A 13836-nucleotide genomic window follows, 5' to 3' on the forward strand; every position below is an offset into this window, starting at 1 on the left:
TATTAATCAGATTTATTTTTGAGACTAGCTTACTCTTAGAATAATTCACTTAATTTTAACTTTAAGTAAATTCATTAAGAAAAATCTGTTGAGAGAAAAACTATTAGAAAGTAATAATTATTGAACTAATTGTGATAAAAACTATAGACAGTTTTTTTAAAATCTAACTTTCAAGAACTAAAATAAGTAATTTTTGTCGTAAAAATACTTTATTTCAATACTAATTAAGGAAAAATCATGAAAAAAATGTCAGTTATTCTTGTAGGGCTATTTGCAACTTCAGTCTATGCAGATGAATGTGATATTAATATCGAAGCAACAGCAGCTATGGCCTATAACACAAAGGAAATTACAGTTAAAAAATCTTGTGAGGAAGTCACGCTTAATTTTAAAGTTAATGGTACTCTGCCTAAGGCTGTAATGGGACATAATGTTGTAATCACAAAAAAACCTGATATGGATGCTGTTTTAAAAGATGGAATAGCAGCAGGATTAAATAGTAATTATGTAAAAGCGAAAGACGCCCGCGTAGTTGTTGCGACTAATGTTATTGGCGGTGGTGAATCAACCTCAGTTAAATTTAAATCAACCGTATTTAATACCAATGAGCCGTATGTTTTTGTTTGTAGCTTTCCAGGACATTCTTCCGTCATGAAAGGCAATGTTAAATTTAATTAAGGAGTTTTATGTTTCTAAACAGCTGCTTATACCCATTTGCTATTACTCTTTTAGCTGTTTTTTGGCTTTTTGTTAATAATACTTTGCTTAGCCAAACAATCAGTTCAAATTTAAGTAGCAATGCCACGTTTACTATCCTTAATTCATTAAGACATCAAAACGCAGCTTTGATTAACTTTGCTATGTTCATTCCAGCACTTTGGATCTATGCATCATTCTTAAGTACCAAAGGTGCTGGCGATTCTGGCCTTATTTGGATTTTTGCTAGCGTATGGGATTCCTATGCGCACAGTAAATATCCAAGCCAGAAGAGATGGGGACATTTAATTTCTCTCTTAGTTGTAACTGGATTATGGCTAGGTGGAGCTTATGGATTATTTTTAGGCTATCAGATTCATAGTTAATCTTAATTAGATTCACCTCAAGTTAATATTTTTAAGAGCTTAAAAGGTGCAAATATGAAAAAAGTATTAATCACAGGTGCAACTGGTGGCTTAGCTCAAGCTTTGGCTGAAAACTTAACTAAAAATAACTGGCAACTAGTTTTAGTGAGTAGAAATTCAGAAAAACTTCAAGAGATTTATGGGGATAAGCACATTCAAATTACTGCAGACTGCTCGAGTTTCCCGGGAGTTAAACAAATATTTGATGAAATTGTAGAAAGAAACATCACCATAGATAGCTTAGCGCATTGTGTTGGCAACATCAGACTTGGATCACTTCATAGAACTTCTGAAGCTGATTTCTTTGATTGCATGTCAGCAAACCTATTTAGTGCATTATTCACATTGTCAGGTTTTGTAGATCATTTAAAAAAAGCAGCTATTCATGGGTCAGCAGTTTTTGTTTCATCAGCAGCTGCTAGCATAGGCATTTCCAATCATGAAGTCATATCAGCTGCAAAGGGAGGGCTTGAGGCGCTTGTAAGGAGCTCCGCTGCTTCATATGCTGCTTCAAATATCCGTATTAATGCAGTTTCCCCTGGAATTTTGGATACTCCCGCATCAGCAAATCTTTTAACAAGTGATCTAATGAGAGAGATAGCTGCGAAACAGTACCCAATTAAAGGTATTGGAAGTCCTGAAGAAGTTGCTGATTTAATGGCTTGGCTGTTGTCTGAAAAAGCCCAAAGAGTCACAGGTCAAGTTTGGTCTATTGATGGCGGCTTTTCAAGTATCAGACCTTTAGTAAAATAGCTTTTTAGTAACTATCAAACCGAAAATAATTTAATAAACCTAGCAATATATTTTGATCAAAAAAAGTAAGCCAAAAATAGCTATTATCGGCGCAGGAATTGCTGGACTTAATTTAGCAAGACTATTGGGTGAATTGGCTGATGTTATTGTTTTTGAAAAATCTAATAAGCTAGGTGGCAGGCTTTCCACTCTTAATGAGCAAGGATTTTCTTTTGATCACGGAGCTCAGTTTTTTACTGCTAAGAATCCAGCATTTCAGACATTTGTTAAAGAGCTCGAGTTGCATCACGCAGTAGAACAATGGAATGCAAGATTTGTTGAGCTAAAGTTTGGTGAGATTCAAAGCGAGAGGACTTGGGACAAAGATTTTCCTCACTATGTAGGGTCGCCATCAATGAACTCAATCGCTCAATATTTGGCTCAAAATATTGACATTCGCTTCAATCAAACGATTACTGGGATTAAAAAAATTAAAGCCAATTGGTTGTTAGAAACAGCTAATTCTGAAATTGGCCCTTTTGATTGGTTGATAATTGCTGTTCCAGCAGAACAGGGAAATGATCTCTTACCTAAAAACTTATCCCCAAAAATGATGTTACAGGACGTGAAGATGCAGCCTTGCTTTACTTTAATGTTAGGCTATGAAATTGAAAACTTTTTTGATTGGGATGCAGCATTCGTTTCAGATTCAATTTTGAGCTGGGTTTCAGTGAATAGCTCAAAACCAAATAGAGGAAAGCCCCTTTCAATCATAGCAATGAGTACTAACGAATGGGCTAATCAAAATTTAAGTAAGCCTGACTCAATCATTATTAATGAAATGCTTAATGAGCTTGCTAAAATCAGCGGTAAAACTTTAAATAAGGCTTCTTTTATTAAATTGAAGAGGTGGAAGTATGCTAATGCTTCCAGACAGGAAAAAGCTCTAGAGATAATCGATTACCCATTAAAATTGGCTCTTTGTGGCGATTGGTGTATCAGTGGAAGAATTGAAAGTGCTTTCATGTCTTCCTTAAACTTAGCAAACAAATTAAAAAACTTGACCACATAAATGTTATCCAACTATATTTTATTAGATCTTGAAACAACAGGTGCGATACCGCTTAGGGATCGAATCACGGAGATCGCGCTAATTCATTTCAAAAATGGTATTGAAGTAGACCGATGGCAAACTCTAGTTAATCCAAAAATAAATATTCCTGATTTCATTCAGTCTTTAACAGGTATTACAAATCAAATGGTCCAGGATTCCCCAACGTTTGAAGAGACCTCAGGAAAACTTTTGGGCTATTTGGATGGCGCTGTTCTATGTGCGCATAACGTAAGATTTGATCATGGGTTTCTTAAAGCGGAGTTTAAACGTATTGGTATTGATCTAAAACAAAAAGTACTTTGTACCGTAAAGTTATCAAGAAAACTCTATCCGCAATATAAAAGCCATGGTTTAACTGCCATCATGGAACGACATAAATTCAATTGTACAAATCGGCATCGAGCTATGGGAGATGTAGAAGTGATGTTGCAATTAATTGATCTTGCAAAAAAGGAGCATGGATTAGAGAATTTAGAAATAGCTGTAGCTGAGCTTTGTAAAAAGCAGACTTTACCTTCAGGAATTGATGGACATTTAATTGATGATATGCCAGAAACTTCCGGGGTTTATCTCTTTTATGGGGAGAATAATTTACCACTTTATATTGGTAAAAGTATTAATTTGAGATCTCGTATCATGTCTCATTTTAGTTCGGATCACAGCTCGACTAAAGAAATGAGGATTAGTCAACAAATCAAACATATTGAGTGGGTAGAGACCGCTGGTGAATTTGGTGCACTTTTACTTGAATCTAGATTGATTAAAGAGCTTCAGCCAATTCATAATCGCAAACTTAGAAGAGAAAGACAGCTATGCTCGTGGCTTTTATCGAACAATCCTGAAACTTTACCGTTGATATCTTTGGTAAGTGAAGATCAAATTATCCCTAAAAATATGAATAATCTATTTGGAACATTTCGATCTAAAAAACAAGCGACAGACATTATTTTAAAAATTGCGGATGAATACTCCCTTTGTTTAAAAGTGCTGGGAATTGAAGTTGGAAAAGGCTCATGTTTTCGATCACAAATCAAACGCTGTAAAGGAGTCTGCGTTGGTCAAGAAGATAAAGAACTTCACTTCTTGAGGACAAAACAAGCCTTTCATTCTCTCAAATTGAAGTCATGGCCTTTTAAAGGCAGAATAGCTATAAAAGAATTTAATTTAAAGAATGAAAAAATAGAATTACATATATTTGATCAGTGGCGGCATCTTGATACTCTTAAAAATGAAATTGATATGTATGATTTTAAGGAATCAAAGCAAATACTAGCATTCGATTTAGATACTTATCAATTGTTGTCAAGACATCTGTCAAATGGTCATGCGAATGTTATTAACTTTTAACTAGTTTTTTTATATTAGAAATAAATTTATAAGGTGACTAATCATGGAAGATAAGCGTTGTTGTGGAAGAGGTGTTTGTATAATAAATGCTCAAGGCATTTGTTGGTGCGGACAAAGATGGGATGGTGAAAAAATGGTTCAAGCAAATTCAGACATCAAAAAAACGAAAGAATTAGATAAAAAAGATTTACCAAAAAAATAACTTACAAATAATCTAAGAAAATCTAAGCAATTTTCTAAAAAACTGCATTATCAGTTGAGCCACATTTTTTTATAGGTATTATTGGGGTCGTATTCGAGGTTCTGCTTTTTTGTGTTAAATTTTCTTCCACCTCTTGGGTCTGTTCCAAGTCCAGCAATATATAGCCAATTTCCTTGATTGCTATATACATCATAATCAATTAATTGAGATTCGAACCATAAGGCTCCTTTTCTCCAGTCACAACCAAGATCATAAATTAAGTAACTTGCTACAATTTGCCTCATTCTGTTAGAAAGATATCCAGTAAATCTTAATTCTTTCATACCTGCATCTATTAAATCATTTCCTGTTTCTCCTTGTACCCATTTATTAAAATTTTCATTATTATGATTTATCAAATTGTTATTATTACTTAGACCATTTTTAGAGTAGAGCTTTTTTCCAAATTTAAAATGAATAAATCTAAAATAATCTCGCCATAAGAGCTCAAACCATATCCAATATGTGCTTTCGTTTGCACCATGCTGATTTTCAAATTCTTTTATTCTGAATGCAATATATCTTGCTGAAATTGAGCCTAAAGATAACCAGGGTGAAAATTTTGTTGAGAAATTTATTCCATAAAGTTGATTACGTGTTTCTTTATATGTGTGAGGTAGTTTTTTTATTAAATAATTTTCAAGATGAGCCAGTGCATTTTTTTCTCCACCATAGAATTGATTCTCGAGGTAAGGAAAAGAAGTACATTCATATTTGATACTTGTAGGAAAATTAACATTTGAAACAAACTCAATATTTATATCAGGAAGAGGCGGAAGCTCCGCTGGAAGTAAGGTTGGTGTTTTAGTTAGAATTTTATTTGCTTCAATTAATTTTCTGAAGTCTGTAAAAATATCTGGCATATTTTTCAGGTTAAATGGTAGTTCTGTTGGCTCTATCATAGAAGACTGCCAAAAAGTTTCAACAGGAATACCTATACTTCTTATTGAATTTTCTTGATCTAGCTCCTCAGGACTTATAATTTTCTCCAAGATAATTTTAGTCGCACCTATTTTTTCTGATATTTTCTTTATTTCCTCATAAATATTGCCATTTACTTCAAGAAGATCTGAATTAAGAGATTTAAGATTGTCTTTTAATTGATTTAATGCCTGTCTTAAAAAAGTTTGCCTATGAATACCAATTCTTTGAATATCATTATGAATTAGCTGATTATTCGGATGACAGAATAAAGGTAATAAAATATCACTTTCAATAGTTGCTTTTAGAAAGGCTGCATTATCGAATAAGCGTAAGTCATTCCTAAAACAGTAAATAGTAATATTCTTCAATTCTTTCCTAGCTTTCTAGCGAATTAATACACAAAAATACATCGGTGTTTAGATTTTTAATATTACTAGATTTATAGGGTTTATAGAGGGGTTGAGTAGGTCAAAAGTAGCGGGGCCATAAAAAGGTGCCTTTAAATCTTAACAATTATATAAAATAAGAGTATGAAAAAAATTATAAGTATTTTTGTATTGGGCATCCTCTTTGCTTGCCAAACAATACCTTCTGCAGATTTACCAATTTCAAATGTAGGAAAAAATCCCCAATTACCTGAGCCAAGCTCATCAATTATCCCTACAGTTAATATTGCAAAAGCTTCTCAATGGCCTGAAGGCATTAAACCGAAAGTCAAAGATAGCTTTATGGTAAATCTTTATTCAAAAGAGCTGTCGCATCCTCGTTGGCTATACGTTTTACCTAACGGGGACGTTTTAGTTGCGCAAAGTAACAAACAACCCCCTAAAAAAACACAGGGCTTAAAAGATCTTATAGCCAGATACATCATGAAACGGGCTGGAGCAGGTAATGATAGCCCAGACAAAATTACGTTGCTTCGAGATGAAAATGACGATGGAGTTGCTGAATTAGCCAGTGATTTTTTAACTAATTTACATTCACCTTTTGGTATGACGTTGATAGGAAATGATTTATATGTAGCTAATACTAATGCAGTTATGCGCTTTCATTATGAGCTAGATGCTTTAAAAATTGACACTAAAAAACATCCACCAGAAAAAGTTGTAGATTTACCAGAGGGGGAAATTAATGGACATTGGACCAGAAATATTGTTGCATCTCTTGATGGTACAAAGATTTATGTAACAGTTGGATCTAATAGTAATATTGGAGAGCATGGATTAGATCAAGAAAAAGATAGAGCTGTGATTTTAGAAATTGATCTTAAAACAAAACAAAAAAGAATTTATGCGTCAGGCCTTAGAAATCCAAATGGCCTTGCATGGCAACCATCTTCGGCTAAATTATGGACAGTGGTTAATGAAAGAGATGAATTAGGTAATGATTTAGTACCTGATTATTTAACTTCCGTTAATGACGGCGATTTTTTTGGATGGCCTTATGTGTATTACAAAGATCATAAAGACCCTCGCGTCAAAGAATCTATGCCAGATAACTTAAAACCTCGTTCACCTGATTATGCATTAGGGGCTCATGTTGCAGCTTTAGGCTTGGCCTTTTCTAATACTTCACAATTCAAAGCCCCTTATAACAGTGGTGTCTTTATCAGTGAACATGGTTCATGGAATAGAAAGCCACGAAGTGGCTATAAAGTTGTTTTTATAGCCTTTAAGAATAACGAACCTCAAGGATTGCCCATAGATATCGTCACTGATTTTGTAATTGAGGACGAAGCTTATGGAAGGCCAGTGGGTTTAGCTATTGATAAAAAAGGAAATCTTCTTATTGCAGATGATGTGGGCAATCGCGTTTGGAGAATTTCTTCAAAATAATAAGTAATTTAAGTATAAAACTTTTGACATTGCTCACCGTTCTAATGTCATTACTAATGATTTCTTGCTTGACAATAGCTAGTTAAAAAATACATGCTAAGATTATCTTTTTTTAAATTATAAGAAAATGGCTTTATGAGTTTTAGAAAAAGTATCGCTCGTGTTACATTTTTATTAGCATTAATTTCACTAGCATGGTTAATTTTAGGGATTTTAGAACTAGCTCCCCTGATATTCCATATACCTGGTGAAACAAATCTAAGAGCCCACGCCTCTGTAACTCTTTTATTCTTGCTTTTAGCTTCATGGGCTTTTTGGGATGAAAAATAGTAATAATTTATTAATGATAAGGAAAAATTATGCTTAAAATGTCTGATATATGTATTTTATTGTCTGTCTTGGTGGCTTTTATTACTACAGCTTATTTGTGGTTTTCTGGCCAACATGAGGAAGGGTTATTTACTTCTTCATGGATTCCTTCTATTTTAACTTTTGCAATTTATTTTAAAGTTATTTCCAGAAAGGAATAAAAATGAATAATACAATATTATTTAGTACAGGTTTATTCTGTTTTTTTCTTGCAATTGTTGGTGTTGTTTTAACAGTGCAAGAATTTAAAAACATGGAATTAAAAGAAAAATTAAAGAAGAAAAAATAATTAGCTTTTTTGACTGACAAAACTTTTGACGCTCGGTGTTAGGTTTGTTAATTATCTTAGGACACTCATATTCTCTAATCAGCTTTTATTTTTTTAGAAATAATTGTATTTAGAATGCTTACCGAAGCTTCTCTAAGATTAGTAGGTTCATAACCACCTTCTAATACAAACAATATACGATTAGAAGCATATTTTTGTGCAATTGTAGATAAAATTTCTGTAGCTTTTTTGTAGCCATTATTTGAATATTCTAATTGCCCTAGCAAATCATTTTCATGCGCATCAAATCCTGCTGACACTAATATAAATTCTGGCTTAAATTTTTCCATAGCAGGAATTAATTGGCTTTTTAAACCATGAATAAATTCTTTATCGCCAGCTCCCTTTGGTAAATCTATATTCAATGTATACCCGTAACCTTCACCACTTCCTTTTTCATCAGGGCGGCCTGTTCCAGGATAGAAGGGGTGTTGATGGATACTGAAATAGAAAACCGTATTATCGCTATAAAAAATATCCTGTGTTCCGTTACCGTGATGAACATCAAAATCAACAATCAATATTCGGTTAAAACCATATTTCATCTGTAGATATTTTGCTGCAATTGCGACATTATTAAAAATACAGAATCCCATACCTCGATCTTTAGTTGCATGATGGCCGGGAGGTCTTGAGAATACAAAGCCACTTGAAGCCTTGCCCTTCATGATTTGATCAACCCCTTCAGTTACTGCCCCGACAGATTTTCTGGCAACTTGATATGAGTGTTTTGATATCACAGTGTCGCCTGTGCTTAGCTTTGCAGTTAATTTAGTAAGTTTTTCAGATTCTTGTTTAACAAGATGAATATATTCTTTTGAATGTACAAGATTTATGACATCTATAGACGCATAACCAAAGCTAGGCCAAATTAAATTAGGTTTTAATTTAGAATCATTTTTGAGAAAGTTTATAGCACTTAACATTCGCTCAGAGTTTTCTGGATGATTAGGTCCAGTATCATGAAGAAGAAATTGCTCATCATAAAGAATTGCAATTTTTAGCGCACTTCTACCTGATTCAGCAATGAGATTCATCGGCTGAAAAAGCAATATAAGAAGCAAGCATTTAAAAAAATATTTCATTGAAATGAATTGTGATATAGGTAGTTCTTGAATTTTTTTAAAATGTATACGTTAGCGTTGCTCGAGCGGTAAGAGGGTAACCATACATAATATTATTATTGTTATGAGCCGACTGATAGTAAGTTTTATCAAGTAAATTTTCTATATTCAATTGAAGTTTAGTTTGCTTGTTAATATTTGCATATATAGCAGCATCTAATCGAGCGTATCCAGGAAGTTTTACTGCAGTTGATACTGTTGGGGTAGCAGCAAACATGTCACTTCGGCTGACAACACCAAGAGCTGCGCTCCATGTATCATTCAATTCATATTTATTCCATAAAGAAAATGTATGTTTTGGTACATGACCTAATGGTGTGCCTGAAGTAATTTGTGCGTCTCCAGTGCCTTGGTTTTTTGTTATTTCTGCATCTTGATAAGTGTAGCCACCATACATACTGTAAGAGTCAAATAATTTACCTGCAACACCCAATTCAAAACCTTTTGTAACTTGACCATCAACAATAATAGTATTTGTAGGACTTGAAGGATCTGTAATTGCCATCTTAGACCTTTCTAATCGATAAATAGAAGAGCTAATTGAAAAACTTTGTAATAAGTCATACTTAATCCCAGCTTCAATGTTTGTAAATTTTTCTGGATCAAATGTTTTAATACTAGACGTGAGCGATGTAAATTGTTCTCCGGTTCTTGGGAGATAACTTAAGCTATAGTTTGTGTATAAAGATACGGGCTCAATAGGCTTATATACTAAACCAACCCTAGGAGAAATAAATTGATCATTTACGTAAGCGCTATTTAAAGTAGTAACGCTATCATTAAATTTAGTTTTAAATTTATCATAACGTAAGCCCGCGATGATTTGAAATTGTTCACTCAAATATATTTGATCTTGTAAATATATAGCTTGATTAGAAATATCAGTGGATGTATTTCGGCTTCTAGAAGAGTTAAATGTGAGCAATGCAAATGGATTGGAAGCATTAACACCAGTTATGGGAGTAGCTAATATTCTGAAATTTTCATTTTCTTGTAATCCGATTTCCAAGCCAATTAGCAGCTTATGTGAAACGGAACCAGTCTTAAAGTTATATGTTAAGTCTGTTTGATTGAAAAAATTTTGTCTTTGTGTATTGTCATAATAACCATCAATCGTAAGAGTGCCGTTAGTTTGAACTGAACTATATGCATATACGTTTTGATAATATTTATCGTAGTCAGAAAATCTTGTGGTGTTTTTAACACTCATACCGTTGTCGAAGATGTGATCAATTATTGCATAGCCATTTTTAACTATGGCTTCATTTGGACTTTGTGATGCGTTTCCAAAAAAAGTTGATCGGCTTGTTGAGTAGGGACGGCTCTGAAGTCCATCACTAACAGAAGGAATGCCTCTATCATTCGTTCTTTTATCGTTAAAGTATTCCATACCTACAACAACTTTTGTTTTGTCTGACGGTTTAAACGTGAAAGTAGGATTAATAGCCTTTTTTTCACTTTCAACTCCCTGCCGAAAGCTGCCTGAGTCTTCAATCATAGCGTTGATTCTTATAGCCAGTGTTTCATTAATGTCGCTGTTAAGATCTATGGATGAGCGTTTATGGTCATAAGTGCCACCTTGCATTCTTAATTCATTCTTATTTTCCCAATGAGCCTCTTTGGTGACGCGATTAATCACTCCACCAACTCCGCCACGACCGAAAATCATGCCATTAGGCCCCATCAATACTTCAACACGATCGATATTGTAGAGATCTCGGTAATATTGAACATCATCTCTTACGCCATCTACAAATAAATCTGATGTACTTTGATTACCTCGAAACCAAACACTATCTCGATTGCCTTCGCCTTGTCCTGCCATAACACCAGGGGAGTATTTAATTGCATCCGTTAAACCTAAAAGAGACTGATCTTTTATTTGCTCTTCAGTAATGACTGAAATTGATTGAGGTATATCTCGAATACGCGTATCTGTTTTTGTTGCACTGCTTATTCTTTTTTTAAGATATGTCTTGGCCATATTGTCTTTAACTTCAATTTCAATCAATTCAATTTTCGTATCATCTAAACTATTTTTTTCGGAAGTACCAGCAATCGAAATACTAGGTATTAAACACCCTAGCAAGATATAAGTAATTGTTTTGATGTGATATTTTGACTTATTGCATATTTCCATACCTAAATGATAATCATTCTCATTTAAAATAGCAAGTAAACTATTTTCCCTTAGGTTTAAAGGTGAGCATTTTATTCACTTAGGATGGGGCTTGTTACATGCGGTAAACAGTATTGAACTTTGAAGGAATGAAAAGCATCCAATAAAAAATTAATAGGTAGGTGAAAAATGGCTAAAAGAAAATGTAAATATAATTGGCATATGGCTTTTACATGCGGCCTTGGGACAGCGTTTTATGTCCTAGGTATTGCAACTTTTATTAAATATTTGTTTTATTAAATATGGCTAAAGAGACGGTATATTTAGCAGGGGGATGCTATTGGGGCCTTGAAGACCTCTTAAGCAAGATACCAGGTGTCATTGAGACGGCTGTAGGTTTCTCTGGCGGACATGTTAAAAATGTCTGTTATCGAGAGGTTACAACAGGGACTACAGGGCATGCTGAAACAGTAAAAGTTATTTTTAATTCTGATGTTTTAAGCTTTACAGATTTACTTAAATTTTATTTCAAAATGCATAATCCAACCACACTGAACCAGCAAGGCAATGATATTGGAACTCAATATCGATCGGCAATTTTTGCGACAACGGACGAGCAAATTTTATTGGCCGAGGAATTAATTAAAAAGATTGATACATCAGGAGTTTTAATAAAAAAAATTACGACTGAAGTTAATAGATTTAATATATTTTTTCTTGCCGAAGATAATCATCAAAAATATTTAGAGAAATACCCAGATGGCTACTCATGTCATTTCATCAGAGATATTAATTTATCTTTCTAATTACTAATACTTGATCAACTCAATCTATTTAAGAAGTAGATGAAGCATTAAGCCAAAGTATAAAAAAGCAAAAATAGCCACAATCCAAAAAACTTTCAGCATATTCGTATTAATGTCTGAGAGTTTTTGATGAATTTTTTCTAGTAGTGCTTCTTGTTTGTTTTTTTTAGTCATATATCTCCTTTTAACTACTAGACACTCTCAATATTTTTGATTATTTTTTTTGCTTGTAATTGAATATCTTTAATTAGATTAGGATCCATATCTCTGATCTGTTTATTGACGATCGCTAATCTTGGGTTTTTACCTAATTGTTTGGACTTCGAAATAAAAAAATTCCAGTATAAGCTGTTGAATGGACATGCTTTGTCACCAAGCCTCTCACTTTTTGAATAATAGCATCCCTCGCAATAGTTACTCATTTTACTAATATAATTTGCCGTTGAAACATAAGGCTTACTTGCTAGCTTGCCTCCATCAGCAAATTGACTCATACCAAGTGTGTTTGGCATCTCAACCCATTCAAATGCATCAATATAGATACCTAAATACCATTCATGAAGGCTTTTAGGATTAATACCCACAAGTAGAGAAAAATTACCAACAATCATAAGTCTTTGGATATGGTGAGCATAAGCATCATCTAGCGATTGGTTGATTGTATATTTAAGGCAATTCATTTTAGTTTTGCCATTCCAAAACCAATTGGGCACTGGCAATTGATGATTAAAATAATTTTGGTCGCCAAATGCTGGCATATGAGCCCAGTAATATCCTCTAATGTATTCTCTCCAGCCAATAATTTGTCTGATAAAGCCTTCAGCAGCATTGATAGATAATTGATTAGAAAGATATGATTTTTCGACAGCTGATACAACTTCTTTAGGTGATAGCATTTTAGTATTCAATGCAAAAGAGATTAAGGAGTGAAACATCCTTGTCTCATCTTTATGCATCGCATCCTGATAGTCGCCGAAGTAAATTAAAATATTTCGAATAAAAAAATCTAAATGCTTTAATGCTTCTTTTCTATTTAAAGGCCAACGAAATTTAGATGCATTGTGATTTCCAAAACTCTTAATTTTAGCTTCTGTAATTTCATTCCATAATTCACTATGATTATGAGTTGGTCTATGATCTTCAAAAACTTTTGGTTCACCCTTCCAGGCTTTTCTATTCTCGTGATCAAAATTCCATTTTGAACCAACAGGTTTACCATCTTCAGACATCAAAACATTGTGCCTTTTTCTCATATAGCGATAAAAAGACTCCATAAGCCACTGCTTCTTATCAGTAAACATTTCGTTTACTTCGGAGCGATGGGTATAAAAATGTTCTGATGAAAAACATTCAGATGGAATAGAGATTTCAGAACAAAATTCCCTTAAATCACGATCAAGCCTGAATTCGTCAGGTTCTAGATACTCAAATTTCTGAATATTGTATTGAGTTAATAAAGGATTTAAATTTAACTTAAAAGATTGTTGATTGGACTTCTCATTTATTTTGAAATAAATGACTTGGTGATTTTCTTTGGTAAGCGTTATTTTAAAATCTCTCATTGCTGCAAAGATAGCTAAAATCTTTTGTGCATGATGAAGCACATAATTTGTTTCTTGTTTTACCTCCATTAAAACGTAAAGGATTTCATCATCTGTATTTTTAAACCACGAATGATTAGGATTGAGTTGATCACCCAGAATAAGTCTAAGAATTTTCATTTTCGAGATCTAATAATATAATTGGCACGTTAAGATTAAATAGCACTTAGATTCC

General features: G+C 33.4%; 16 protein-coding genes. 11 read left to right on the plus strand and 5 right to left on the minus strand.

What is annotated here, in order from left to right:
• The first annotated feature begins 237 nt into the window (after nt 1–237).
• The 6 genes from azu to BN1208_RS07325 are packed head-to-tail and all read left to right on the plus strand — an operon-like array spanning nt 238 to nt 4516.
• A complete protein-coding gene (gene azu, locus BN1208_RS02820; protein ID WP_046487720.1) occupies nt 238–678 on the plus strand; it encodes an azurin in 441 nt (146 codons plus the stop codon).
• An 8-nt stretch (nt 679–686) separates the two neighbouring features.
• Entirely contained in the window at nt 687–1082 is a 396-nt protein-coding gene (locus BN1208_RS07120) for a hypothetical protein (RefSeq protein WP_052734620.1), read from the plus strand.
• 54 nt (nt 1083–1136) lie between these two features.
• Nucleotides 1137–1874, plus strand: a complete 738-nt coding sequence (locus tag BN1208_RS02830) for an SDR family NAD(P)-dependent oxidoreductase (protein WP_046487722.1) — start codon at nt 1137–1139, stop codon at nt 1872–1874.
• Between the two features lie 52 nt (nt 1875–1926).
• Nucleotides 1927–2925, plus strand: a complete 999-nt coding sequence (locus BN1208_RS02835) for an NAD(P)/FAD-dependent oxidoreductase (RefSeq protein ID WP_082092825.1) — start codon at nt 1927–1929, stop codon at nt 2923–2925.
• The gene (locus BN1208_RS02840) at nt 2926–4314 is read left to right on the plus strand and encodes an exonuclease domain-containing protein (protein ID WP_046487724.1); all 1389 of its coding nucleotides are present in this window, start codon (nt 2926–2928) and stop codon (nt 4312–4314) included. It abuts the gene before it with no gap.
• Between the two features lie 43 nt (nt 4315–4357).
• Nucleotides 4358–4516, plus strand: coding sequence for a hypothetical protein (locus tag BN1208_RS07325; RefSeq protein ID WP_173424742.1), 159 nt, complete (start codon nt 4358–4360; stop codon nt 4514–4516).
• A 50-nt stretch (nt 4517–4566) separates the two neighbouring features.
• Here BN1208_RS07325 and BN1208_RS02845 read toward each other — a convergent pair whose 3' ends face one another.
• The gene (locus BN1208_RS02845) at nt 4567–5847 is read right to left on the minus strand and encodes a DASH family cryptochrome (RefSeq protein WP_197540436.1); all 1281 of its coding nucleotides are present in this window, start codon (nt 5845–5847) and stop codon (nt 4567–4569) included.
• Between the two features lie 162 nt (nt 5848–6009).
• Here BN1208_RS02845 and BN1208_RS02850 point away from each other — a divergent pair, with 162 nt between their 5' ends.
• The 4 genes from BN1208_RS02850 to BN1208_RS07425 all read left to right on the plus strand — a co-directional run bounded on the left by BN1208_RS02850 (nt 6010) and on the right by BN1208_RS07425 (nt 7972).
• Nucleotides 6010–7314: a PQQ-dependent sugar dehydrogenase gene (locus BN1208_RS02850; protein ID WP_046487726.1), complete on the plus strand. Its 1305-nt coding sequence runs from the start codon at nt 6010–6012 to the stop codon at nt 7312–7314.
• A gap of 135 nt (nt 7315–7449) precedes the next feature.
• A complete protein-coding gene (locus BN1208_RS02855) occupies nt 7450–7644 on the plus strand; it encodes a hypothetical protein (RefSeq protein ID WP_046487728.1) in 195 nt (64 codons plus the stop codon).
• A 29-nt stretch (nt 7645–7673) separates the two neighbouring features.
• Nucleotides 7674–7844 carry a hypothetical protein gene (locus BN1208_RS07330; RefSeq protein ID WP_173424743.1) on the plus strand — a complete coding sequence of 57 codons (171 nt, stop codon included), beginning with the start codon at nt 7674–7676 and terminating at the stop codon, nt 7842–7844.
• A gap of 2 nt (nt 7845–7846) precedes the next feature.
• Nucleotides 7847–7972: a hypothetical protein gene (locus tag BN1208_RS07425; protein WP_269446959.1), complete on the plus strand. Its 126-nt coding sequence runs from the start codon at nt 7847–7849 to the stop codon at nt 7970–7972.
• A gap of 74 nt (nt 7973–8046) precedes the next feature.
• Here BN1208_RS07425 and BN1208_RS02860 read toward each other — a convergent pair whose 3' ends face one another.
• Nucleotides 8047–9048, minus strand: coding sequence for a histone deacetylase family protein (locus BN1208_RS02860; RefSeq protein ID WP_046487731.1), 1002 nt, complete (start codon nt 9046–9048; stop codon nt 8047–8049).
• Nucleotides 9049–9133: 85 nt separating this feature from the next.
• Complete coding sequence (locus BN1208_RS02865) at nt 9134–11275, minus strand: TonB-dependent receptor (protein ID WP_046487732.1); 2142 nt, start codon at nt 11273–11275, stop codon at nt 9134–9136.
• Between the two features lie 281 nt (nt 11276–11556).
• Here BN1208_RS02865 and msrA point away from each other — a divergent pair, with 281 nt between their 5' ends.
• Complete coding sequence (gene msrA, locus BN1208_RS02870) at nt 11557–12060, plus strand: peptide-methionine (S)-S-oxide reductase MsrA (RefSeq protein ID WP_046487734.1); 504 nt, start codon at nt 11557–11559, stop codon at nt 12058–12060.
• A 24-nt stretch (nt 12061–12084) separates the two neighbouring features.
• Here the strand turns inward: msrA and BN1208_RS07335 are convergent, their stop codons facing one another.
• Entirely contained in the window at nt 12085–12234 is a 150-nt protein-coding gene (locus tag BN1208_RS07335; protein ID WP_173424744.1) for a hypothetical protein, read from the minus strand.
• Nucleotides 12235–12251: 17 nt separating this feature from the next.
• The gene (locus BN1208_RS02875) at nt 12252–13781 is read right to left on the minus strand and encodes a cryptochrome/photolyase family protein (RefSeq protein ID WP_046487736.1); all 1530 of its coding nucleotides are present in this window, start codon (nt 13779–13781) and stop codon (nt 12252–12254) included.
• Nucleotides 13782–13836 lie beyond the last annotated feature (55 nt).

The organism is Candidatus Methylopumilus planktonicus, from assembly GCF_000981505.1.
Taxonomy (GTDB): domain Bacteria; phylum Pseudomonadota; class Gammaproteobacteria; order Burkholderiales; family Methylophilaceae; genus Methylopumilus; species Methylopumilus planktonicus.